24 protein-coding genes are annotated in these 25251 nt (G+C 45.4%); 4 read left to right on the top strand and 20 right to left on the bottom strand.

Going from position 1 to position 25251, the window contains the following annotated elements; genetic code table 11:
• Positions 1-67: 67 nt before the first annotated feature.
• The 4 genes from CCY32_RS08665 to rffA are packed head-to-tail and all read left to right on the top strand — an operon-like array spanning position 68 to position 4479.
• Complete coding sequence (locus CCY32_RS08665; RefSeq protein ID WP_088330227.1) at positions 68-751, top strand: WbqC family protein; 684 nt, start codon at positions 68-70, stop codon at positions 749-751.
• Between the two features lie 10 nt (positions 752-761).
• A complete protein-coding gene (locus CCY32_RS08670; RefSeq protein WP_088330228.1) occupies positions 762-2381 on the top strand; it encodes a TDP-N-acetylfucosamine:lipid II N-acetylfucosaminyltransferase in 1620 nt (539 codons plus the stop codon).
• Positions 2378-3343, top strand: a complete 966-nt coding sequence (locus tag CCY32_RS08675) for a sulfotransferase (RefSeq protein WP_088330229.1) — start codon at positions 2378-2380, stop codon at positions 3341-3343. Before CCY32_RS08670 ends, CCY32_RS08675 begins: the two co-directional genes overlap by 4 nt.
• Before the next feature lie 8 nt (positions 3344-3351).
• Positions 3352-4479 (top strand): dTDP-4-amino-4,6-dideoxygalactose transaminase, encoded by a 1128-nt coding sequence (rffA, locus tag CCY32_RS08680; protein WP_088330230.1) that lies wholly within the window; start codon positions 3352-3354, stop codon positions 4477-4479.
• Between the two features lie 22 nt (positions 4480-4501).
• Here the strand turns inward: rffA and CCY32_RS08685 are convergent, their stop codons facing one another.
• From CCY32_RS08685 to fliS, 20 genes are all read right to left on the bottom strand, one after another.
• Entirely contained in the window at positions 4502-5524 is a 1023-nt protein-coding gene (locus CCY32_RS08685) for a sulfotransferase (protein WP_088330231.1), read from the bottom strand.
• Between the two features lie 182 nt (positions 5525-5706).
• Positions 5707-6225 (bottom strand): hypothetical protein, encoded by a 519-nt coding sequence (locus CCY32_RS08690; RefSeq protein WP_088330232.1) that lies wholly within the window; start codon positions 6223-6225, stop codon positions 5707-5709.
• Positions 6222-8099, bottom strand: a complete 1878-nt coding sequence (asnB, locus tag CCY32_RS08695) for an asparagine synthase (glutamine-hydrolyzing) (RefSeq protein WP_088330233.1) — start codon at positions 8097-8099, stop codon at positions 6222-6224. Before asnB ends, CCY32_RS08690 begins: the two co-directional genes overlap by 4 nt.
• Before the next feature lie 3 nt (positions 8100-8102).
• Positions 8103-9248: a glycosyltransferase family 4 protein gene (locus CCY32_RS08700; RefSeq protein ID WP_141096204.1), complete on the bottom strand. Its 1146-nt coding sequence runs from the start codon at positions 9246-9248 to the stop codon at positions 8103-8105.
• Positions 9245-9604 carry a hypothetical protein gene (locus CCY32_RS08705; RefSeq protein ID WP_141096205.1) on the bottom strand — a complete coding sequence of 120 codons (360 nt, stop codon included), beginning with the start codon at positions 9602-9604 and terminating at the stop codon, positions 9245-9247. The genes CCY32_RS08700 and CCY32_RS08705 overlap by 4 nt, the downstream gene beginning before the upstream one ends.
• Positions 9588-10571 carry a stealth family protein gene (locus CCY32_RS08710; RefSeq protein ID WP_088330236.1) on the bottom strand — a complete coding sequence of 328 codons (984 nt, stop codon included), beginning with the start codon at positions 10569-10571 and terminating at the stop codon, positions 9588-9590. The genes CCY32_RS08705 and CCY32_RS08710 overlap by 17 nt, the downstream gene beginning before the upstream one ends.
• Positions 10568-12022, bottom strand: coding sequence for a CDP-glycerol glycerophosphotransferase family protein (locus CCY32_RS08715; protein ID WP_088330237.1), 1455 nt, complete (start codon positions 12020-12022; stop codon positions 10568-10570). The genes CCY32_RS08710 and CCY32_RS08715 overlap by 4 nt, the downstream gene beginning before the upstream one ends.
• Positions 12023-12060: 38 nt before the next feature.
• Positions 12061-12786, bottom strand: a complete 726-nt coding sequence (locus CCY32_RS08720; RefSeq protein ID WP_088330238.1) for an SDR family oxidoreductase — start codon at positions 12784-12786, stop codon at positions 12061-12063.
• On the bottom strand, positions 12779-14122 hold the full coding sequence (locus CCY32_RS08725; protein WP_088330239.1) for a class I adenylate-forming enzyme family protein: 1344 nt from the start codon (positions 14120-14122) through the stop codon (positions 12779-12781). Before CCY32_RS08725 ends, CCY32_RS08720 begins: the two co-directional genes overlap by 8 nt.
• A 2-nt stretch (positions 14123-14124) precedes the next feature.
• The gene (locus CCY32_RS08730) at positions 14125-14385 is read right to left on the bottom strand and encodes an acyl carrier protein (RefSeq protein WP_088330240.1); all 261 of its coding nucleotides are present in this window, start codon (positions 14383-14385) and stop codon (positions 14125-14127) included.
• Positions 14382-14972: a UDP-4-amino-4,6-dideoxy-N-acetyl-beta-L-altrosamine N-acetyltransferase gene (gene pseH, locus CCY32_RS08735; RefSeq protein WP_088330241.1), complete on the bottom strand. Its 591-nt coding sequence runs from the start codon at positions 14970-14972 to the stop codon at positions 14382-14384. Before pseH ends, CCY32_RS08730 begins: the two co-directional genes overlap by 4 nt.
• Position 14973: 1 nt before the next feature.
• Positions 14974-16026, bottom strand: coding sequence for a UDP-2,4-diacetamido-2,4,6-trideoxy-beta-L-altropyranose hydrolase (pseG, locus tag CCY32_RS08740; protein ID WP_088330242.1), 1053 nt, complete (start codon positions 16024-16026; stop codon positions 14974-14976).
• Positions 16027-16076: 50 nt separating this feature from the next.
• Positions 16077-17120, bottom strand: coding sequence for a pseudaminic acid synthase (gene pseI / locus CCY32_RS08745; RefSeq protein WP_088330243.1), 1044 nt, complete (start codon positions 17118-17120; stop codon positions 16077-16079).
• Positions 17107-18105: a hypothetical protein gene (locus tag CCY32_RS08750; RefSeq protein ID WP_246840568.1), complete on the bottom strand. Its 999-nt coding sequence runs from the start codon at positions 18103-18105 to the stop codon at positions 17107-17109. The genes pseI and CCY32_RS08750 overlap by 14 nt, the downstream gene beginning before the upstream one ends.
• Positions 18102-18812, bottom strand: a complete 711-nt coding sequence (gene pseF / locus CCY32_RS08755) for a pseudaminic acid cytidylyltransferase (RefSeq protein ID WP_088330244.1) — start codon at positions 18810-18812, stop codon at positions 18102-18104. Before pseF ends, CCY32_RS08750 begins: the two co-directional genes overlap by 4 nt.
• Positions 18809-19954 carry a UDP-4-amino-4,6-dideoxy-N-acetyl-beta-L-altrosamine transaminase gene (pseC, locus tag CCY32_RS08760; protein ID WP_088330245.1) on the bottom strand — a complete coding sequence of 382 codons (1146 nt, stop codon included), beginning with the start codon at positions 19952-19954 and terminating at the stop codon, positions 18809-18811. The genes pseF and pseC overlap by 4 nt, the downstream gene beginning before the upstream one ends.
• A complete protein-coding gene (gene pseB / locus CCY32_RS08765) occupies positions 19951-20949 on the bottom strand; it encodes a UDP-N-acetylglucosamine 4,6-dehydratase (inverting) (protein ID WP_088330246.1) in 999 nt (332 codons plus the stop codon). Before pseB ends, pseC begins: the two co-directional genes overlap by 4 nt.
• Entirely contained in the window at positions 20939-24508 is a 3570-nt protein-coding gene (locus CCY32_RS08770; RefSeq protein WP_088330247.1) for a 6-hydroxymethylpterin diphosphokinase MptE-like protein, read from the bottom strand. The genes pseB and CCY32_RS08770 overlap by 11 nt, the downstream gene beginning before the upstream one ends.
• Before the next feature lie 2 nt (positions 24509-24510).
• Positions 24511-24822: a hypothetical protein gene (locus CCY32_RS08775; RefSeq protein WP_088330248.1), complete on the bottom strand. Its 312-nt coding sequence runs from the start codon at positions 24820-24822 to the stop codon at positions 24511-24513.
• A complete protein-coding gene (gene fliS / locus CCY32_RS08780) occupies positions 24819-25250 on the bottom strand; it encodes a flagellar export chaperone FliS (protein WP_088330249.1) in 432 nt (143 codons plus the stop codon). Before fliS ends, CCY32_RS08775 begins: the two co-directional genes overlap by 4 nt.
• Between the last annotated feature and the right edge of the window lies 1 nt (position 25251).

Below are 25251 nucleotides of genomic sequence, written 5' to 3' on the forward strand. Positions count from 1 at the left end.
TAAAAAATGTTATACCAAGTCCGTTTGAACGAAGGTGATAATTTTCAGTTCTGAATCAGAGGATGTAATGAAAGTCGGCATTATCCAATCTAATTTTCTTCCATGGCGTGGGTACTTTGATTTTATTAGAGAGGTGGATTTATTTATTCTCTATGATGACATGCAGTACACAAAAAATGACTGGAGAAACAGAAACAGAATTAAAACAAAGGAAGGAGCAACCTGGATAACAGCTCCTGTATATAACACTCGCCTAAATAAAAAAATAGAAGAAACGAAGCTAGTTGAAGGGGGCCGCTGGCGAGAAAAGTTGCTTGGCAAAGTACATCAGTCTTATCGTTCAGCCCCCTATTTCAAAGATTACTTCAATGAGCTGGAATTCTTTATCAGACAGCCCGTCGAGACGATTTCTGAGTTAAATTACAGCCTACTCTTGTGGGGATGTGAACATCTGGATATAGACACCCCTATTAAATTTTCAAGAGAGTTGGAAGTAACAGGTGAGAAGACAGAACGCCTTATCAACATATTAAAAGCAGTAGGAGGGGATCATTATCTTTCAGGCCCAGCAGCACGCCATTACCTTCAGCCTGAAATGTTTGAGCAGGAAAATATAACCCTGGAGTATAAACGATATAATTATCCGGAGTATGAGCAGTTATACCCACCCTTTGAGCCTTCGCTCAGTATCATAGACTTATTTTTCATGCATGGTCCCGACTCTGTCAGATATCTAACTGACGTTAGCTAGGAGAAGAACTGTGCATAGCAATCTCGAAGCACTATGTGACTCAGCCCAACAGAGTTTTTCCCGACGGGAATATCAGAAAAGCGTTGAAGATTGGGAAAAGTATCTAGACAGCTCTCCAGCTGACAATGACCAGCTCTACAAAGCCAGCCTCGCAGCGCGGTATGCAAAAAATTTCCATTTAGCTAGAAAATGGTTAGTCACTGGATGCAGAAAGTATCCAGAGGATGGCCGATTCCGGTTAGATTCCGCCAAGCTCGCCATGAATCAAAAGCATTGGTCGGAAGCAGTGGTAATATTGGAAAATACCCCGGAAAACCTAATGAGTGAAGATTTTTTTCGTTTCCTGGCAATTTGCTACTACAGACAGGGACTGCCTGTGTTAGCGGCAAAGACATTAGAAAAAGGCTGTAAGCGTTATCCGCTTTCTCCACTCCTCTTACTCGAGTTAGTTGAACTGAGACAGGAATGTCGCCAAGACCTCTGTTTCAGAGACATTGAGGCTATCCTGAAAGCACATTCATATGGCACACTTTTCAATACACTGGAGTCTCTTCCTTGGAAAGAAACGCCAAAGAATCTGCATCTTGTCCCCTCCGGTAGATTCTCATTTCAATTCATCCGTTTTTTTGAAAAACACTTCGAACTCGACCAACATTGCTTCTTAATGTTAGATAAGACACAAGGCGAGCACTGGCCTACTGTTGAGCATATGACGCTATTTTCCAGTACTTTCCCTTCCAAAGAGCAGCAAATTGCTGATCTGGCCGCTTATATGAGAAAAGCCGATAGGATAATCCTGCATTCATTGTTTAATAGTATCGTTCTTGAGACCTTGTACCAGCATCCGCAATTTCTGCGTAAGTGTTACTGGTTCCTGTGGGGATCAGACCTCTACGGTAACGAAGAGAAAGATCGCAGTATTAGCAATCACAAAAGCAAGTTAATAAAAACAGTGATAAAGAACATGGCCCACTTGGTTTGTCACAATCCCAAGCATCTGTACTATGCGAGAAGGGAGTTTGATTGCCAAGCTGCGTATATTAATTGTTTTAAATACCCAAGTAATATGTGTATCGACAAAGACGCGATTCCCAAAGTCTCTTTTTCTTTCCTGGATGAAAAAGAACTCACCATATTAATGGGGAATTCCGCATCCTTACTTAACTGTCATGATGAAATTTTTACGCTTCTGTCTCCGTTTATCAACGAGGATTTTCAAGTTATATGTCCTTTAAATTACGGTGATAAGGAGTATGCTCATCAAGTAGCCCGCAAGGGTAAACTTTTGCTGGGCGATAAGTTCTACCCCCTGATGGAAGATATGGATTACGAGCGTTATTGTGCCTTGCTTTCAAAAATCGATTTAGCTGTCCTCTACCATCATAGGGACCAAGGAATGGGAACAATTCGCCAGCTTTTGGCTATGGGTAAGAAGGTATATGTTAATAGCGAACACGGGGCCTTAGAATTAATGACAGGTTTGGGTGTGAAAATGTTTGAACTCAAAGAGTTTGAACTGGAACCTGATTTTGAACAGCGGCAAAGTAACATTGAAAAAATGAACCACCATTATTCCCGCGACGCACTTCTTAAAGGGTTAGGTAATTTATTTGAGCAGGCTTATCGATGAGTCAGAAAGTTAAGCATGATTTTGTTATTTGTTCGGGGATGATGCGCTCTGGGACTACGCTACTACAGAAAATAATCAATACACACCCTCAAATCAACATCCAATATCAATCCTGCACCTCCCTCTTTCTTGAAAGCAAGAAGAATTTTCTGGAAGAAATCAATAGAACATCCTACCACAAACTGTCTCATTATAATGAAAAGGGTCATTACACGTTACCAGAGTTTACTAAGTGGCTGCTAATTAATGGAGAGCCGCTATTAAATACTTTAAGGAATAATTTAACTGTTTCTGACCATCGATACGTGGGGGTTAAAGAAATTCTTATCGAAGAGTTTTTTCCTTGGCTGGTGAATGCTGAAGTTAAATGTATCCTCATTGTGCGGGACCCGCGGGCCGTATTGGCGTCAACTGCATATGGCAGCACAGAACATACAGGAAAGCCAAGACCCACCTTGTTTGACATCAGAAACTGGCGAAAAAGCGTTCAGATTGGACGTTTGCTACAATCGAATAAGCATTTCAAACTGGTACGGTTTGAAGAGTTGCTGAAAGAGCCAGAGCCAATACTCAGAAACATTTTTCAGTGGCTGGGCATGGATGACGTGGATTGCCGGAAGCTCGTAGGAAAGTTTGAAAGCGAAAACAATAAGAGTTGGATGGGAAACTCTTCATTTTCTGAACGACGAGGGCTCGACATCAAAGCTATTGATGATTTTTCCTGCCGACTATCAAGCTCTGTGTTGAGTTATATTGAAGCAACATGTCAAGAAGAAATGTCATGGCTTAACTATTCGCATAGCAACTTGGATAAGGCTGAGCGGGTCAGGCTCGTAAAAAATTTCAGGGAACCGTTGACAATAACCCGTCCGGAGTTTTCACCTGATTACAGTATCAAGAAATCCAATGTGGAATTTGAAATCGCAAGAATAGAGGACTATTCCTCCAATTTATTTATTTGAGCAGGCCTATGATACCTTTCAACCGCGCGCCCTATACGGGAGATGAAGATCAGTTTATTCACCAAGCTTTGGCAAGCAGAAAGCTATCCGGCAACGGCTACTTTTCTGAAAAGTGTGAGCATTGGTTTGAACAACAGCTAGGGTGCCAGGCAGCATTAGTTACCCCAAGCTGTACCCAGGCTCTGGAAATGGCTGCAATATTGATCGATATTCAGCCAGGTGACGAAGTGATCATGCCTAGCTTTACTTTTGTCAGTACAGCAAATGCTTTCGTTCTGCGTGGTGCACGAATTCGTTTCGTTGACATTCGCCCTGATACGATGAATATAGATGAGGATCTGATTGAACTTGCAATAAATGATAAAACCAAGGCCATTGTTGTGGTGCACTATGCAGGAAGAGCCTGCAACATGGATAAAGTTATGGACGTTGCAACAAGAAATGATCTGTACGTGATAGAAGATGCTGCCCAGGCGATTTGCTCTTTTTACAAAGGAAGACCTCTGGGGACTATAGGCCATATTGGTGCTTTCAGCTTTCACGAAACAAAAAATATCACCAGCGCAGGTGAAGGCGGATTGCTAATTATCAATAGGTCTGAATTTTGTGAGCGAGCGGAAATAATAAGAGAAAAAGGAACCAATAGAAAATTATTTATCGATGGGTTAGTGGATAAATATAGTTGGGTAGATGTAGGAAGCAGCTTTCTGACTTCGGAGTTGCAATCGGCATATTTGTGGGGGCAACTACCACACGCTGAAAAGATCTGTAAGACTCGATTGATCAGATGGCAACAATATTATGACGCATTTTCCAATCTTCCCGACTCGGTTGAACGACCATTACCCCTTGCCAGCTCTCCCCATAACGGCCATATATTCTATCTCAAGGCCGTCGATGAACAGCAGAGACAAGAGCTGATACAGTTCTTGGGGAAGAAGAAGATAAAGGCAACTTTTCACTATGTACCGCTCCACAGCTCAGAAGCTGGAAGGCGCTTTGGTACATTTAATGCTGAGGACATTTATACAACGTCACATAGTAAAAAACTTATCAGGCTGCCTTTATGGTACGGCATGGAAGAAACACACCTTGAGAGAGTAGTTGATGCAGTAAAAGAGTTTTACGCCGTTTAAATGATAAAAAAATGCAGAATGCTCAAGTTTTCAAATCATTAATATTTGACCATCTGTTATAAAATCGTGATTTCATATCTCTGTGTTCTTTAATGGTCTCACTGGGCTGAGAAATATATTTATCTATTTCTCTATATTCTATCCTCTCAATGTCTTCGGCACTAAAATTTTCCAACTCTGACGATGAAGAAACCAGCTCATAGCCAAGTGATAGCATTTCGTTCTTACATATTTTTTCAATTGCCAGCAACTCTTCTTTCGTCAACTCCGAAGAAAACTTGTTGAAATTACCAGTCATCAAAGGCTTAGATAAATTTTCCCAAGTTGCATCCTTTTTCGAGTTTTCTATCGTGAGCTTATTAGAATGAAATTCCAATACTTTTTCATCAAAGGGTACAGTTAAGAATTTACAAAGTTCTTTTAACGTCGCCATAGGGGAAGATAAAAGATTTTCATAGGACAAATAGAAAGACCTCCCCATATTATTCATATTTTCATACTCATTAATATAATAAGCCTGATCGTGTTGCCACTGTCTTGCTGCTCGAACTACACCACCTGCATGGTTGATACTTTTCTTCCAGGATAGAGCAACATCTCTTGGATCTCTGACCAGAAAAATAAACTTGGACTCTGGAAAGTTCAAAAGTAGATAAGACATATATTCATATATTCTATTCTCTTTTATGAAAACAATATCTTTACCAAACTCTTTCGCCTCTGCCAAAAACATCCTTTTTAAAAGGTTTCCAGGATTACGTTCAGGTGACATTTCGTTCAACATCTGTACGGTGAAAACTTTTTTCCAGCGTGAAAATCCCATGTTTATTAAACTACAGATATCCTCAAGTAACGCCAACCAGTTTTCATCCCGCTTTAGGTCCCCATACCTGAAAAGGTTTCTGGCCACGGGGCTAATAATGTGCTTTGTGGAAGGGCCGCAAATCATAGAATGTGAATTCATGATCTGCACGATAAGGTTACTACCGGAACGTTCGGAACACATTAAGAAATTAAAATTAGATGAATTAAATTCTTTACTCATATCAGAACCTTACCGTTTGATTAACGCCATAAAAGACACTCTGCAATACGCCACTACTATTAGGCTTCCCGAATTCTCTTTCCTTAGAGATGTAAAGATTGAATGAATGCTCAATCTATCGCCTTTCAATGATGCACTCAATGAAGAGGTGGCGGCAGTAGCAAATCCAATGGTTTGCGTGTTTAATCATCGTTTTTCAAATACCTAGCGCACACCGAATAAAGTGCCTTGAGATTTTGTGTGTAGGCTCTGCGCGCAAACTCATCCCATACTTCAGCGCTGTCAGGAAACTCAAAAAGCAATTCCGTTAACAGTGTCTCATCATCTTGAAAAACCGCATCAGTCAGCTTAGCCCCGACAATCTCTGACTGGGACAACCGAAAGACCAACCCAATAAGCGATGGATAACGTTCGGAAATTATGTCAAAGATTTTTCTTTCAAAAGCAATGCTGGCAATAACTATAAGATCGGGTTTTTCTTCACCATCAAGAAATGAAACAGGATATACCTCTCTGCCATCAACACTCTTTCTTTCATTAATAGAGGAATCTACAATTCCTCGGAGCTCTATGCCAGGAAATTGCTGCTCAATCAGTGTGGCTAGCTGATCACCAACCTGACCGGCTCCCCATATTACTGCGCTTTTTATATCGGGACGTGATGTCAGGAACCTTGATACTCTCTGTGTAAGTAGGCTCATAATAGACCGGTTCCTTTGTCCAGGATCGCCAGATTGATCAATGGCCAAAACATCCCCATCTGCTCAAATTCTTTACTCTCATGGCACTGATTTACGGCTCTCTGCAATGCCTTGCCATCGAAAAGAGAGGAATCCCTGACGATTGAGTCATTAGCGAAGGAAACGACCCATTCACCAAGTCCCTGTTTCAACCACCGATAAAAAGGAGGAGAAAAGCCCGACTTATCCATTCGATTACGAATTTCAACTGGTATAAAAGAAAAATGATCCCGTAGCAAAGATTTGGTCCTTCCTCCTGAAAGCTTTAACTGGCTATCTGCGTTAAATGCAGCGAGTACAAAACGGTAATCTAAAAAAGGCGATCGCACTTCAACCGAGTGGCTCATGGATAAGCGATCATAGTTTCTGAGGATATAGGGCAAGGTAAAGTAATGAAAATCCTCATACAGCTTTTGAAACAACATGGTTTCCTGTTTGTAGGTTTCTGAATTCCGTTCGTTTACAATGTCATTACTGAAATGACTTGTCCCTCGAAGCAAGCTTCTGAGGTATAACTTCTTGCTACCCAGTTTATGATGTACATCCTCCGAAGACATGGGAGCCTGTAAAAGACTGCTCCTGACAAAAGCACTGCCAGCTCCCGGGCGCATGTCACCTAATGCTTTTATCAAGGTTGCCATGATTTCAGGCGAAGCCCGGTTTCTCATCACATCGCCCAGGTATACCGTCAGGTGTCTGTGATAACCGGCTAACAACTCATCACCACCGTGCCCCTCCAGCGAGACTTTGTAACCATCCTCATGCATCGCCTGATACACCTTCCATTGACCGACAATAGGCAGGTCATTGACATCCTCTAAAGCAAGACAGCTCTTTTCAACATGTTCCAATACATCGTCTTCTGAAACATTCACACGTCTATAATCAAGCTGATGAGTATCAACCACTAATTTCGCCCAGTGATATTCATCCATATCACTATCAACGAAGGAGCCGATGAAAGATTTTAGTTTCTTTGTTTCTTTGATACCGGATAACGTTGCCAGTCTGGATGTCACAGCCGATGAATCCAATCCCCCGCTCAATGCTGTGGCAATTTTTACATCTGTACGTGTTCTGATTTCACAGGCCTGACTGAACAGATGTTGCAAATCTTCCGCTGTTGATGGAAGGTCCTGCAGCTCTGTCAACTGGTCATAAGTATTCCACCAACGCTTATGTTCCGGCCCTTTCTGAGTGACGATCAAATACTCACCCGGAAGTAACTTATCCACATCTTTGTATAACGTCTTTCGTTCAGACTCCACGGCCTCTGGATACAACATCAGAAAACTGGCCTGCTCCGCACAAACCTCCAAGCCTTGAGGGTGGCAACGAAATGCTTTTTGTTCAGAGGCAAAAGCAAAGTGTTCACCATCATATCGATAATAAACTGGCTTCACGCCAAAACGGTCACGGGCAAGAAATAGCTGTCTTTTACGCTGGTCCCAGATCGCGAAGGCCCACATACCGTTTAATCTGCTGAGACAATCTGTCCCCCAATGTTGATAGGCTCTCAGAAGTACCTCGGTGTCAGAAGTCGTTCTGAATACATAGCCAAAAGACTGCAATTCATGTCTTAGCTCGGGGTAGTTATAAATTTCTCCATTAAAGGTCAGTATTAAACTTTTATCCTCAGAAACAAACGGCTGATTAGCCGCTCGAGATGTATCGACAATAGAAAGACGGCAATGACCTAATCCGAGGTGGCGGTGTTCTGAAAAATACACGGACTGCGCATCCGGTCCCCGGTGGCTTAATGACTGATTAAAAGTCTCCAGCACGTTATCAGGGATAGGGGTTTGATACTGAAGGATCCCGCTTATACCGCACATACATCAACCGCTTTTATTATCTAACAGTTCAGGAAAGTTCGTTTTGATATTATTCGTCACATTTAATGACACCACGTGCTTTTTGATAGCATCACGATATTGCTGTAATTTAATTGGAGTTAATTGGCGTACCTGCTCTGCAATCTGCTTTACAGACTCATGGCCAAAGCTCATTCCAACACCATATTTATCGGTAAAGTAACGCATATCTTCAGAAAAGCTGGTGATCACTGGTAATCCCGCATACAAAAATTCAAAATATTTATTAGGTAAGCAGTACCGGTTCTGGCTATCGTTAACCTCCATTAAGTAAAGTCCAACATCATACTCACTGCAGGTTTCAATAATTTCATCAGGATGCACTGGAGGGATGATACGCACATTTTTCATACCTTTTATCCGCTGCTTTAACTCCTCAAAATACTTATTCCCAGGAGTGTTAACCAACATCATATCCAGCGAATAGCCTTCACCTAATTCAGCCATCAGTTCAATCATTTTTTCCAGACCGCGGTTTCTAAACGCATTGCCGTGGTGAATTAACCGAATCGGCCGCCCCTCGATAGGCCGCTCTTGTGGGGAGATATAAAGGTCTTCTCTTGGATAGCTCGGAAACAAGCCTATTGGACAACCAATCAGTGCCTCATAAAGTTTTACAATCGATGGTGAAACCGTTATGCAACGATAGACCTTGGGCATATGCCGCAGGCAAATATGTCTGGCTAGCTTACCAACAGTTTTTGCCCACGCTTTGTTATCAGAAAACTCCATCGGATAGTATTCTCTGGCATCGAATATCACGCGCGTTTTACGAAAATTGCTGAAGTGTGGAAGTAAATACAAGTCATGAACGAAAATGTAATCAAACTGCCCATCGACCACCGTCGGCATGATGAAACGTTTAGCTTCAACGTGTGCTGCAATGTGACACCATCCAGACTCTGTCGCCACTCGCCCTAACCACCTTAAAAAAGGCGAGCCCGGAGAGCGCCTAAGATAGCCAAAACGCTGCGGGTCATTATCTTCATCAAGCGCTGGAGGGCACAAATACTGGCAGTCATGGATTTTGCTAAGCGTTAACATTAATCGCCTGGCTCTAGGACACTTCAATAGTGGCGTTTTAAAAACAAACAGGATTCGTTTACTCATAGCCACGTCTCTAAACTTATGAAGCGCCCTTCAAAGCCCCGATTTCGGCATTGCTGCATAATCTCTTCGGCATACGCCTCACTCGCAATAATCAGAAAAGCTGCTGAATCCATGTTTACCACCTCAGATGCTGGTTTGATTGGCTTACCTAAGAGTCGGTGCTCACCTTCTGGTATCGAAGAATCAAACCATGAGGAAATCTTGATTTGCGCTTCATCAAGACGCTGAACAATGGCCAGTCCAAGGTCTCCGCAGCCAAATACAGCAACCTCATTAAGGTTCAATGACACGGCTTCATTAACCAAAATCTTATCTGGGGAGCTGAAAAAACGGAGCACCTTATTCAACCACATCATTTAGTCCTTTCTCGGAAAGCAATGGGGTAGGAAACAGTTCATACACACGCGTTTTTACCTCAGGCATCCTTTTAATCAGAGACTGATATTCATTCAGGCAAAACATTTTCCTCTGACCTTGCGCGATCAGATCGAATAAAAAAGCAATTTTTTCCTTAGAACCCTCTCTGCACAGTTGGAAACTGAAATGCACCATTGACCCGGTATCCTGGAGCCTCCCAAGCTGATTTTTAACGCAGAAGTGATTAAATAATGACTCCAGGATAAATTGCGACTCATGTCGGAAACGGTGCTGTAGATTATTCTCAAAAGATTCAAAGAACTGCGTTTCCAGCGCCTGAACCAATGTCTTATCAAAAGGTAAGAAACCATGGCTTGGTACCAGAATTTCTGAATGGTTATAGTTCATCATCTTTGCCCCATTGATAATCCCCCTCTGCCAGAGGGTTTCCCCACAAGGGCTTTTCATGGTTGTCCAGTCTGCATAAATCACAGGTTGTCCATCAGCAAAGAAGAAATCACGTTGAACAGGGGCTCCGAGCATAATGTCGTCATTACCAAGGAGGTAGTACCGGCTCAGTTCCGGAATATGATGAACCCGCGTGGCCAGGGCTCTGGAGTTAAAGGTGGGTAGGTAATGTGCCTTTCCTCGAAAGAGCTGCTTATGATCAACGATGACAATGCGATCCAGCGCAAGCTTGTCTTTATCCAGAAACGCTGGCACTTGCTCGTCGGTAATAAGGTGAATTTTCCTATACCAAGGGGAAAACTGCTTGATCGACCTTAGGCAAAAGCGTAATTCATCATGTTGGACAAAACGTTTATCGTCGGTTGATTGCTCAGCGTTACGGGCAGATTCCAGACTAAAATCAGACAGATATTGAGACCGCTTCTGGCGATGAGCGGGATCGTTGCCGTCAACCCAAAAGATCACAAAATCAATGTCTGAGGGAGCATTCCCAGTCATGCTACGGCTCTTATATAAGCAGTAATATCAGGCAGCGATGGCTGACAACGGATAGCGAACTTTTCAATCAGTGCATCACGTTCATGCTTGAAGGCATCTTTCCCCTCTGTCAGTTCACGTAATGTTGCCAACAGCGCGCTCTCAGTTGTAACCAAGGGCCCGGCAATAAAATCACTATCTTTAATCATCGGCTCGCCCCGCACATGGCGATAGGCTTCTTTATCATACTGGTAATAGACAATTGGCTTGTCCAACACCAAAAAGTCGAGTGCAACAGACGAGTAATCTGTAATCAGAATTTCCGCATCAGCTAACCAGGGATAGATATTGCGGGCACTGGGAAAAAGAAACAAACGGGTATAGCCGGGAATGGCTTGTAATGTATCCGCATCACCTTTTAACCCCATTGCATCCCTGAACTTTCTGGAAATAAAAGGATGAAATTTAAAGATCAGCGTTTTGTCACATTGTTGACATAGGCTTTCCAACGCATCGAAGTTCAGGAGGTAGCTGTTGTCACCACTATCTCGATAGGTAGGCATATAAACCCATATACCCTGGCTATTTTTTGTGAAGGAGTCAAATACCTCTTCGGGAATGGAATTTAACCAATTACGTTGATGTTTTGGCTGTAAAAGAGCATCGCATCGCGGATAGCCATAATCCAGATACTCCTCAGCCCTGAATATATGTGGAAACCTGTGCTCATTAAACCATCGCGAACTGGATACAAAAGCGGTGTCACAAATGTTGGGAAAATGCGCGTTACCAGCGAGAGATTTGTAAGGTAATCCATGCCAGAGCTGTACAACAGGTTTATGCAGACGCACCTCTGAGAAAAGTAAGCTGGTGTATTCGTGATCGATGACAATCACCCTTGCGCGCAGCAGGACCCAATATGCCCGCCAACCCGACTTGATTCTTACAGCAAGATCACCATCCATGTCTTGCCCTTTCAGGTTTATCCCTAAAAGTTCGGCATCATCAGGGTGCATGCCAGCGTAATAATGCCAGGCCAACAACAGGTTCGTGTCGACAAATTCTTCAGCATAAAAAACCGCTTTTTTAGCCGGCAGAATGCGACAAAGCGTGCGAATAGAAAAACGCAGGGCTTGCTCAGCCACGTCTTTGATGAGGTCAGTCAGTGATTGTCTGAAAGGCGTTAGCTTCTGATTAGCTCGGTGACAGAGAATGGCCTCTTTTCTGAATCCTTTTTTGACTAAGCCACGGCAGATCTCAGCCTGAAAACGCCCTTCAGCCACGATGACCTGAATATCTCCGTTAGCCTGTTCCGCATGGTTAATAATGTCGCGCCCTTGCTTGAGGTTATCTACCATTGCGACAACCTTCACATTGTCTTCACGCAGGTGCTGTGCAAGAGCCCTACCCGCCGGATTAGCGGGAGCGACATACACTGACTTGCCTGAAAACTGGGAAAACCGTTCGCTCATTAACCTCTATCCATTACCACCGCACAAAACCATACAGCTTATGCGGTGCTACCAGCATCTACCGTCATTACCGTACCGGTAATGGCGCCAGCCTGTTCACTAAGTAAATAAACCACCATGGCTGCGACATCATCTGGTGTAGCCAGTTTTCCTAACGCGCTGCGACGCTCAATCTTCTTCAGATTCTCATCGCTCAGATTCTGAGTCATATTAGTTTGCATATACCCGGGCGCAACAGAGTTCACTGTAATACCTGCTTTTCCAACTTCTCTTGCCAATGAGCGGGAAAATCCCTCTAATCCGGCTTTAGTCGCCGCATACACACTTAACCCATTAAATCCGGTTTGAGCAATAATCGAAGAGATATTCACAATCCGGCCTACCCGATTCAACAGCATGGACCGCAACAAATACTTACTCATTAATATCGGCGCCTGCAAATTAAGGTTGAGTAATTCAGTAATCTGACTGTTATGCAGGGTGGCTAATACTCCGTCATGACCAACCGCAGCATTATTAATCAGTGCATAAGGACGGCCGTGTTTCTTTAGTAATGACTGACACAGAGCAGGAATAGCATTAAGGTCGCTTAAATCAGCACTGGCAAAAGTCAGCTTTTCAGGCTGCATTTTCAGCAATTCACTTAATGGCTCAGAACAGTGTCGCGACAACGCCACGACTCTATAGTCCTGCTCCAGCAAGGCTCTTACAATGGCCAGCCCCAATCCCTGACTCGCACCTGTGACGATAACCACATTACTCACTCAGTTGCCTCCTATCGATCTTGCCTGTCTCATTGGTTTTTATCTGTTTGACGAAATCAATCCGCACCGGAACCTGGTAGCGCGCCAGGCGCTGCATGCATTGCATGATGATTTTCTTTTTCAATGCTGCCAACTCAGTCTCGGCTTCTGCCACCACTTCAGCGCTGACTAAGCTACCCATCACACTGCTCTTTGAACCGAAGACTCTGGCACTCAACACCCCTTCAATGGACAATATAACCTGCTCTACCAGTTGAGGATGCACTTTATTACCCCCAACATTGATCACGCCGCCTGCACGCCCCAAAAAGTACACACGCCCATCAATAATCTCGACCATATCCTCGCTGTCAATGTATCCCTGCGCATCCATGCGATTTTTAATACCTGATTTGGGGAGCTGAAGAGGTTTTATGCATAAGTGGTGGTGAGCATTGATCTTAAGCTTTACACCGTAATACCCGTCTTTCAGCCAGGCTTCAGGAAATCCAGCCTTTCCATCACTCACAGAGAATCCCACCCCGGCCTCAGTGGAAGCATATATATGGATGATCCTCGCCTCGGTGAAGCGAGCACGCAGCATATTCAGTACCCCCTGATCGGCAATTTCACCTCCTAGTGTCAACTGGCTCAGAGACAGAGTTTCCAGCTCTCCACTGAGCAATAACTGACGCCACATACTTGGTGTTGCGGAAAGTGCAGTTGTTCTCGCAGCCCTTAATACCTTGATTCTACGTGAAATATCACCATTGCTGGCGTCAACTATAGATGCACCACTTAACAACCCCTGTAGCAACACCTGTAAACCAGCAAAGCGAAAGGGTTGATATAGCAATCCCCATCTCAAAGGCATTTGCTCAAGGTTCACACGAACAGAGGCAGTGAGACCAGCTAGTTGATGAGCTATCCATTTTGGTTTACTGGTGGTGCCTGATGTTGCGATATACCAGTGTGTAACGACGTGCTGTCCCTCAGGCAAGGCAGTGTCCCGTTTTACATCACTCTGTAGTCCAGCCCAACACTGACAATCATCAGGTAACTGTGGAGCATCATCCTCTGGAAGCAAATACAGAGCACCACACCAACCATCAAAGGCAAGCAGTAATCTGACAAAATCATTCAATCCCTGATAGCGGATAGCCACGGTCGCCCCTCGCAAATGAGGCTCCTTAGCGCGAATCAGCTCTGCTTCAGCAATAATCCTGGGCAGGGATATAGTATTAAGGTTGGGGCCCCTAACCGAATCAACAGGCTTTGAGCTGGCTTCTAACAACTCTCCTTTGACGCTATTATCAGCGTTTTCATAAAGCTCCTTGAGTCTGTGTAGTAGCTGCATCGCTACTCCCTGGTTTTTTCAGAATACTGGCGATAAATCGAGACGAACTCACCAAAAGTGCTCGGATAAACCGGAATGGCCATTTGAGTAAAGGGATCAAAACCGAGTTCTTCATCTAACTGGGCAACCAACATTGCAAAACCGAGAGAATCCAGGCCACTTTGTAACAGAACAGTATCGTCATCAATCTCATTAACCAACTGGCACTGGCTCAACTCTGCAACCTGCTCCATGGTATGGCGTATTTTCTGTTCAATGTTCACAATAGCTCCTGTTCAAAATCAATGAGTTGGGATGCTTCCCGAATTTGTGCCGGTAACTTTTTTAATATGTTTTGTCGCCGCTGCCGCCAGTCAGTTAATGGGTAACGAAAGCGATGTACCTCAAACGCTTTTCCTTCGCGCACACCCCCATCCCGGCTTTCCAACGACTGATACTCAAACAACCTGTGCAATTTAATCACCGCCTGATTGAAACTCAGTACCTCTGCATACAGAGCTTTGGCCTTTGTATAATCTGCAACATAATCCAAAGCCGCCACCTCCAACAGCAATCCACTACCAGGCCAGATATCCGCTTCACCAAGATAACACCCCCACTCTGGCTCTTCTGTATCCAGACCACTGAAATTAAGCACGCCAATCGGACGATCGTTTTGGTAAAAAACAAAGAACTGCCTGGTAGGATCCTGTTTTAAGGATTCAAACCAGCTCAGGTGCTCATGCCAAGGGATAGTTTTATCATTATGCATGTTGATGCGAATATGCGCCTGATTACGCCATTTCCACACCCTTTCCAGGTGGTGTTCATCAAACACCCTGAAAACTGACTTCGGATACGTTCGGCTCAACTTAACCACCTTTAAATCGCTTTCCGTCACTGCCAAGCATTGCCGACATAGATTCAAAAACTCTGCTACTCCCCATAGTATCGGCAAATTGCCCGGCTTTTTGATGCATGGTGGCCAGTTTGGAAGATTGCGACCACAGCATGACGGCGGTTTCAGCGAGCGCTTTGACAGACTCTCCCTGAGTCATATCAAAAACCTCACACCAGCCCTGCTGCTCAGCCTGAGCTGTCGCCAGCCGCTGATTCTCTGCGACCACTGCCAAAATAGAAGGAGTGCAACACGCAGCAAGCTCAAACTGACTCCCCCCCGCTGCGGATATGGCAAGTCGAGCTCTGGAAAAACAATCCGCCATTTGCTGATGATTGGGCAAGTGCTGAACGATCAGCCCTGTTCTCTTCAAAAAGTCATCCAGCGCTATTCCGTCGCGATACGCTGCCCCGGTAATCACGCGCACAGACATACTGGCGCTAAGGCTTTCAAGTGCTTGCAGTAAAGAGAGTGTAATGCCTGATGGATCGCTACCACCAAAGCATATCACCAGATCTCTTCGCTCTGAAAAGGGCATTGGTTCTGTGATTCGGAACTCATGGCGAAGCACACGATAGGGTTCACCTATGCAGCGTTGCGCCGTGGCAGCGGTCTGGTCATAATCCAGCATCTGTGCATGACTGGAACCATTGATCACTAGGTCTGCGTATAGCTGTCCTGAGTCATTATTGTCATCAAACAACGCAAACAATTTGCCCGTACTTTTGATAGCGAACCGATACGCCTGATCAAACTGGTAGCCATCCAACACAATCCAGTCTGCCTGGTCAAATTCGGGTAATTGCTGCATCCACCGAATCTCCGCATCTGCGGGGTAGTCTGGTACCGGTATAACCTTACCCACCCAGTCATGTCGGCTACGGCAAAAGGCCAGTGAAGACTCACTGACCAAAAAAGTGGCGTTCACCTGGTTGAGATCAAGTTCTTGTGCCAAGGCAAGACAGCGCATCAAATGTCCCAGCCCCATTTCTGAATTACCGTCAGTGCGAAATATAACTGAATCCATCTGACTCCCCGAAGGATGCTAATCAAAACCCATTGATCTATCTGTCAGGCTTAGGCAATTACGTCCCAGCTTAGTGGTGTTCCCTTACTCAAAGCGCATTTGGCAACTTTTCCCTGTACGCCATCCCAATACTTTGGAGCCAAACCAAAAGCCGGGCGTACAATACGTAAGTTTTCCGGTGAGAAGGGCTCTCCAGGTTGAATATCCCTGCATACGTAGATAGATCTGCGATATTGTCTGGCTTTTTCTTCAGCCTCAGTGCCACCATATCGGACTGCACCCAAAGCTTGCCAGGCCCTTCGCGTCTCCGTCACCAAGGCCTTCAGTTCCGCAGGTTCAAGAGAAAACGCAGCATCCACACCTCCTGCGGCCCTATCCAGTACAAAGTGTTTTTCTATCACCTGAGCGCCTAGCGCAACGGCGGCAACGGCAGCCCCTATTCCGGCAGTATGATCACTCAACCCAACCTGTACCCCAAAGGTTTCCCGTAAGTTTGGAATAGTGCGCAAATTGGTATTGCCGGGCTCCGCAGGATAGGTACTAGTGCACTTAAGCAAGATAATATCCTCACAACCTGCCGCTTTGACGGTAGTCACTGCCTCCTCTATTTCAGCCAGTGTCGCCATGCCCGTGGAGAGAATCATCGGCTTTCCCTTACTGGCTACAGACTTAATAAGGGGTAAGTCGGTAAGTTCAAAAGAGGCAATCTTAAAACAGGGCACGTTGAGCCCGGCAAGAAAATCAACGGCCTGTTCGTCAAATGGCGAACTGAATGCTTCCATGCCCAGTTCCTTAGCTCTTTCAAACAAGGGCTGATGCCAGTCATAGGGAGTCGCTGCCTGAGCATACAACTCGTGTAACTTTCTGCCCGCCCATAGACTATCTTTTTCTTTAATAACAAAGTCTTGCTGCTCTGAGTCCAGCGTCATGCTATCGGCAGTAAAGGTTTGCAGCTTGATGGCATCGGCGCCGGCATCGGCTGCGGCCTCAACCATTTTCAGCGCCAAATCGAGTTGCTGGTTATGGTTGCCGCTTAATTCAGCAATGATAAAAGGTGGCTGCTTTGGCCCAATTTCTCTATCACCGATTCGCATCTTCAATCTCTTGTTCGAAAATAGAAACAATACTCTGCGCCAGTTCTTCAGCGGGCATAGGCTCAGGCTTCTCGGCGGTAACAGGATCGGTTGCATAGTCCGGCATCAGCATGCGTGGATCCACTTCCCCACAAATCACCAGACTGGGACAATCTACCGTTGCCGCAAGCCATTGCCCGTCCCCCGGCACAGTCACTAGCAGATCCGACGCCTTCAGCTTCATTAGCTGATTGCGCAGGTTTTGTGTCGTGTCCAGCGTCCAGGTGCAAAAACCCAGGTCAGCCAGGCGGTTTTGTAGTTCTGCAGCAAAAGGATAGGTCAGTCTTGCCTCCGCCCCTTCACACATCAGTGCAATCACTTTGGTGGATTTAGCCTGGTTTTTCAGGGCTTTATCTGCTGGCACGTCAATATTCATTTGCATCTGTAGGGCGTCAAAGCCACAACAACTGCGCAGATAAAATTCCGGATAGCCGTTATCAGGCAACCACTCCCCCTGCCACCACGGACTATGCCAACGGGCCATGGAAAGAAAGGTGCTGCTCATATAGTTATCAGGCTGATTCACGTACTCAGGGGATAATGTCTGCTGCTGGAACTGCTCCAGCAGTTCCTGCACCGAGATACTCATATAGTTGCCAACGACTGGCTCACCGGCATCTTTTAGAAATCGCGCCAAGAAGCAGGGCATAAACCCTGTATCCAAATTAATGATTTGATCATAATCCTCAGAAACAATTTTCTCCGCCAATCCTAAAAAGGTTTCCATCGCCGGAATAATGTTATCCGGCCATTCCTGCTGCTCCAGACCAAACACTCTGACACCAGGTTGCGCCAGTTTAAGTAGCGCTTTGCCCTGAGCAAAGCTCAGCACTTCAATATTGGCCTCGCTGAGGCGAGAAAGAAAATAGCGAAGTGCGGGAATGCCAATAGCCGCCACATCACCCAGGGGCTGCATACGAATAAGCAGGACTTTCTCCTGACTCATGAGTTCTCCTTTAACGCGTGCTGACAAAACGCCCGATACAATAGTTCGGCCCGCTGCCAGTCGTCGGGTGTATCAATATCCTGCACCAGGTAGTGAGGCAGCAGGATGGGCAGACTGTGAGACGCAAAAACCCGTTTGTTCTCCACAAAGGCCTGGGCTCTGCCCCAATAAAACTGCCCCGCATCATGTAAGGCTTCAGGTAAATCCTGAGAACGCTTGGCAATAAACTCAGGAAACATCGGCTCGACACCGCCGTTATCACTTTTTATCAGCGCCCGCTGAACCGGAAAAGCAAACTCGGTAACGGAAAACGCATAGTGCTTTTCAGACTGCTTGCTAAGGGCCTCAAATCCCTCTTGCAGATAGCGCTGCTGTAATAGCGGAGCAGTCGCGTATACACAGCATACCAGCTCAGGATTGATACCCAGTTTACGGCATTCCTGAATGGCATTCACGACCACCGCACTGGTGCCGGTGAAATCATCAGCCAGTTCCTGCGGCCGCATAAAAGGTACCTCAGCGCCCCACTCCCTGGCCACATTCGCGACTTTTTCACTGTCAGTCGACACCACCACCTTTTCAAACAAGCCACTGGCTCTGGCTGCCTCGATAGAGTAGGCGATCAGAGGCTTACCACAGAAGTGTTTAATATTTTTATCAGGAATTCGCTTACTGCCACCACGGGCGGGGATAATGGCCAGATTCAACTCAGCCCCTCAATTACTGCATCAATCACCTGTTGTTGGTTATCGGCAGACAGGTCGGGATATAAAGGCAGAGTTAAGGCCTGTTGATAAAACGCTTCGGCATTGGGAAATTGCCCGGGTTCGAACCCCAGCGCCCGGTAGTAAGGCTGCAGGTGGATCGGTATATAGTGCACATTGACGCCGATGCCAGCTTGCTGCAATCGCACAAAGATTTCCTTTCTGTCATGATGCTTCAGGGCAATAGCAAAAACGTGCCAGGCACTGCTTGCGCTTTGCGTCTCGACAGGGAGATCTAACGGAAGCTGTCTGAATGCGTCCAGATAACGGCGGGCTTTTTCTGTGCGGGCCTTTACAAAACCGCTGAGCTTTTTAATTTGTGACAATCCCAATGCGGCATGCAAGTCGCTGAGCCGGTAATTGTACCCCAGGGCAATTTGCTGATAGTACCAGGGACCATCGGGCTGCCCCTGCATTTGCTGTGGATCACGGGTAATACCGTGGCTCGCAAATAGCCGAAGCTGCTTTTTCAACTCGGCGTTGTTTGTCAGCACCGCCCCACCTTCAGCACTGGTAATAGATTTCACCGGATGGAAACTCATTACGCAGGCATCGGAATATTCGCAGTTCCCCACCGGTTTACCTTGATACATTCCACCCAGCGCGTGACTGGCATCTTCGATCAGTGCAATCCCCAGTGGCGATGTCAGTTCGCGTATGGCCTGCATGTCGCAGCTTAATCCGGCGTAATGGACCACCACGATCGCTTTCGGTAAGGTGTTGGCCTTTTTCGCCTGTTCCAGTTTCGTTGCCAACGCCGTTGTACAGATATTGCGGGTTTGCGGATCGATGTCGACAAAATCAACCTGTGCGCCACAATAACGCGCACAGTTTGCCGAGGCGACAAACGATAAGGGTGAAGTCCACACGCTGTCACCAGCACCGACACCCAGTGCCAGACAGGCTATATGCAAAGCCGACGTGCCACTGTTTACGGCTACGGCATAACGGGCATTACAATTATCCGCCAGGGCCTGCTCAAAGGCAGGAACCTGTTGTCCTTGCGTCAGAAACTGGTTTTCCAGTACCTCCACGACCGCCTGAATATCCGCTCTGTCGATATGGTGTTTACCGTATGGGATCACGACAAAGACTCATTCAACTGCCGTAACTCCTGCACAGACAGAAATTGTGGATTGGTGCCCGAGTTGTATTCAAAGCGATCGGATACGTTAATGCCTTTTTCACCCAGTTTATTTTTATGATAATTGATATTCTTTTCAAAGAAGGTGATGGGCGGCGTAATCACATAATGGTCATCAAACTCCAGGCTGTGATGAGCGACCTCTTCGGGTACCATAATCTCATGGATTTTCTCACCGGGCCGTATTCCCACCACCTCATATTCTCGTTTACCGCTGATGGCTTCGACTAAATCCAGGATTCGCACAGAAGGAATCTTCGGTACAAAGATTTCGCCCCCCTGCATGCGCTGAAAGTTCTTCAGCACAAAATCCACACCCTGATCCAACGTAATCCAAAAGCGGGTCATATCCTCATGAGTCACCGGTAGTTGAGTTCTTCCCTGCGCCAGTAGTTCCTGATAAAAAGGCACCACAGAACCTCGCGATCCGACGACATTGCCATAGCGCACCACCGCAAAACGGGTGCTATTGGCACCGGAAATATTGTTTCCTGCCACAAACAGCTTATCTGAAGCTAATTTGGTCGCACCATAGAGATTCACCGGATTGGCTGCTTTGTCAGTAGATAACGCAATAACCTTACTCACCTCTGACTCTATGGCCGCCTCAATCACATTCTGTGCCCCCATGATATTGGTTTTAATACACTCCATGGGATTGTATTCCGCAGCAGGCACCTGTTTGAGCGCCGCGGCATGGACCACAAAATCGACGCCTCGCATGGCGGTTTTCAGACGGTGCTTATCGCGCACGTCACCGAGAAAATAACGCATACAGGGCGCATCAAACTTTTGCTGCATTTCGAATTGCTTTAATTCATCGCGGGAATAGACAATTAGCTTTTTTGGTTTGAAGCTATTCAGCACATGAGAGATGAATCGATGACCGAAAGATCCCGTGCCACCGGTTATTAGAATAACTTTATTATTGAACATGAGCGCGATCTTCCTGGTTAAGAATCGGATTTCGGGAAATCAATTGCGCTTTTATTTTCAGCGCTTCGTTTTCAGTTAATAGTGGCTGAGCAAACATCTTTGCAGCATAAAGATCCTGACCGATAAGTTGACCACGATTCCCACTGGCCGCCACATTATCTTCGTTTTTGGTTAACCTTTTAGTCGCAATAACAGCGTCATTATAGTCATAGAAATACCACTTCCCAGGTTTAAAAATCTCTATAGGATAAAGTGCTTTCAAGTCCTTGGTTGACCTTATATGGGGCAGAATATAATGGCACTGCCGGGTCATATTGAGATAACGAATAACCGAGTTAAATCTCTTTATATCATGACTTTGTGGATAAGCTGTTGAACGAGAGATGGTTCCAGGAACATAGACGATGGTCATGGGAACCATCAATTTCGACACTCTTTCTAACTCAACTGGTGTTTGTACACACACCACCAACCGAACAGCTTTGCTAAGTTCCTGAACATGTTGCTGCAACCAGAGGAATATCTCTTCAGTATTTGGGTGAATGATGACGTGGTCGATTTGCTTTAACTCATCGGTCGTCGACTTATGGTCGAAATACTTCAAGACTAATCCAAGACCATCTTTTTCGTTTTGTTTCTCACAAACTTCAACAAATTGCTGAGAATTCGTCACCACTGCAAGACGAGTTCCGCCTACCTGACGCTTCAACCAATATTGATAACGTTGATAAGCAAACGTGCTGGTGACGTCATATGTCAACATCTCGTGCTTGCATTTTAGAAGAATCTCATTCAGAGCATCCTGCCACTGTTCTAATACGATGTTGAACCGCTTTAAAACCGTCTTTTTATCGGTTGATGAATACAGCACTTTAGTCAATACAGAGTTCGCGTAATTGGTAGTACCGTACAAGTAATAAAACAGTAAAGACTGACCTTGCTGATAAGACAAAAAAAGTAATTTTTTTTGTGATTCTATCAGTGCCTCTGCTTCTGTTAGCGAATCAGGTTTGGATCTTGACTGATTAACGAATACACGGAGTTCTTTTTGCAATACCTTATGGGAAAACTTATTGGAATGACGTGTTTCGAAATCAGACGAAGGCACCACCCCGAAAGCATGCTCTTTTAGAAAAAGTAGGCTTTCTTCCTTCGTCCTCTCATCAGCAACGATCAATATGTCACTCACCTTTAGGGGGGTACTCCCACTGACCAGTGCACCATCCGAACAGTTATAGCAATCCATCTTGGTAGCAAAAAGTGACTGCTCAAGTAACATTTTAGCGACCTTAAATTCATGCTTGGTGTAAACCATGTTCCTGAAGTTACCCTGTACGACTATAGCTGTATTGTTATTTTCCGAATAATCGTAGAGCTCATCTCCATCGTCCTTATAATATCCAGACTGCTTTGAATGATGATGCTTTTTTTCAGCAAATCCGAGGTCTACACCTAACAGATATATTTGCTTCATCCCCAAAGCCGCCATAAAGTTCATGGCAAAATTGGTCACCGTGGGAAAGGCGAATTCAAGGATTTGGTATTTATCCTTTCCCAGCACTTCTAGCGTCGACACTGTTGAGGATTCGCCCTCTTTAAAAGCCTGATAGACATCTTTGTACAAGTCACAGGTATCCGGATGAATGCCGTTACAGGATATCAGGCTGATACTCTTGAGGTATTCTAAATCTCCGATTCTGCTGGCCCAGTCAAAAGTGGACCGGTTCTGCTCAATTTCCGCATGAAAATCAGGCGTAATACCATTACGATGCAGTACCTGAAGGGACGTACCGCAGGACACAATAATTGCCTTATCCTGCCACTCCTTTATTGCCTCAATAGAAAAGTCCAGCGATGGACCATTTCCTACCAGGAAAACAGGGACTTCCTGATACTCTGCTGCAATCAGGCTTGCAGAATCTTTCTTCATAAAGGGATATTCGCGACGCAGTGCCTCTTTCGTATGAGCAATACCGTAATAAGCGTGATCAAAATACTCCCCCATAGAGATCACGACTCTCAACTGCTCTCGAAGCTGGGCAATGGCCTGATTTAACGCACCATTGTAGTAGCCCTGATAAAAGTATGTGCTGTTGAGCATATAAGGGCCAATGGCATAAAATTGATTGAGCAAATCCCTGAACAGATTGGTACCATCATCGCCGATATTTAAATAAAGTCGGCCATCGCACTCATCAATAGTGTGAAGAATGGATGCCCAATCAATGGCAAATAGCGAGGCATAAAAGAAATCCCGGTTCGGCTCACAGATAAAAAGCTTTTCTACCTTGTGTTGCTGAAAAAGCCGCTCCACCTGATAACCACATCCCATACCGAATAAAATCATGGACTTAATGGTTTCGGGTAAGCTGCCCTGCTCTTCTTCGAGCTGTTCGAGTATTGCTTCGGTTTTCTCCACAAACTGGTAATGCAGATAATGTTTTAATTTTGTTCCGTTGTACCCCAGCACCAATCCGTCTTTGTGGGGATGTTCAGAAAACCCCTTAAGGTTTATCTCACTCTCGGTGACCGGGCTGTCACCATACCATGGCACCAATCGACGTTTATCAACGACATTAACCTCCCCATTGTGCTGTTGCACCGGCAACCAGCGTTTGGGTTGATAAGCCTTAAAAGTGTCGTATACAGCAGGGAAATACTTTCTAAATGCTGTGATGTTCTGCTGAAATCGCGGGGAATCGGCATCCACATCTTCCCAGGTTTGCGATTTGGATGCCGTCGTCCAGCCGGGTAAGTATTCATCGGCCCCTTGCGCAAAACGAAAACTTAATCCCTTTTCAACCAGCGTATTCCATGGCTGAGTCGTCAGCTGCTGATAAAGCATATCGAAAACAGGGTGGTTATAATGCTGATAAAGATAAGCTCCCTCTACCTCAACATGTTCACGCAGCTCCTGGATATTATTGATAAAGTCGCGACCGTCTTTTTCAATCTGCAGAAACAGCGCTGTACCCTTGTCTTTAGCCAGCTGCAATATGCGCAGCCAATCAATCAGCATGGTAGAGCTTTTAAAGTATTGAGGCTCCGGCTCATATACCAGTAAATGGCGAATCTGATAACGTTCAATCAGCTCCTGTATATGAAAGCCCAACCCTATACCCAACACCACAACCAGATCAGGTGCATCAGGCAGTGGTTTCGCCCCTTTACGCAGCCGGTACTCGGGGAGCCCGGATAGTCGGGTAATTTTGGATATATCTTCATCCTGAATATCTTTTACTGTCTCGCTCTCAAAAGAAACGTATGGCGCACTGTCGGTAAAACTTTTCAGATGGGCCTGTATTTCATCCTGCGGATGCAGTCCGTAAAAGGTTCTGCCGGTACCATAATCCACCAGATTGTAGTCGCCGTATTGATTGCAAAACACCGAGATATTTTGGCTCTGTTGCTGAATGTAAGGCAATAATGATGGGATATGACGCTGAAAAGCATTGATATTCTGATGACTGGTTTGGGCGATGTGTGCCGCCAACTGTTCTTCTTGTTGCTTTTGTTTTACTTCGTCTTGTTGCAAATGGAGGCGAATATTTTTAAGCATAACTACTTCTGATAATTACGAATCGCTTTTCTGCTGCGCAGAAACTGGGTGAAAGTAGACTCTGTCTCATCCAACATGGGTTGGATAATGGTTAGCAATCGCTTATTGCATGCCAATTCAGCCTCGGCAAAGGCTTTCCGTTGTTCATCTTCAAGGGAATTGAGGTGGGTAAGAATCAGGTTGTCGCGCTGAACAATCAGCTCCTGAAGTTGCGCCACATCAGGCTCCTGATCGCAAAGAAGCCCACAAAGGGCTTCATTGATTGCATCAAGTTCTGCAAAGGTCTGAGAATGATTAAGAGTCAGCTTTTTCACACGACCGCTTGTTGTTTTTGCCGCCTGGCCTCGTAGGCCTCCTGCTTCGCTTGCTCAGGAATTTCCGCCCAGGCTGCCTTGATAGGTAACATCAGACTAATGACTTCATCCATAATCTTCAAGTTATTCTGCCCGTTGGCATCAACCAGACGATCCAACATGTAGTCATATAAAGCGTACAGATTCTCACCCACCTCACTTTTCAAGGACATATCCAGGCTGTCTCTGAGGTTCATAATGATGGCACTGGCACGAGAGAGATGCTCGGACTTGGCTTCATACTCCTTGCGCTCCATACTGCCTTTGGCAAAGGCCATGCGATCAAGCGCCCCCTGCATCAGCATCAGTGTCAACTTATGAGGATCGGCATGGGTAATATCCTGCTTAAGATTGCCCTTCTTATATGCATTAATACCTTTAAGCGACATA

This window comes from Lacimicrobium sp. SS2-24, assembly GCF_002201535.1.
Lineage (GTDB): Bacteria > Pseudomonadota > Gammaproteobacteria > Enterobacterales > Alteromonadaceae > Lacimicrobium.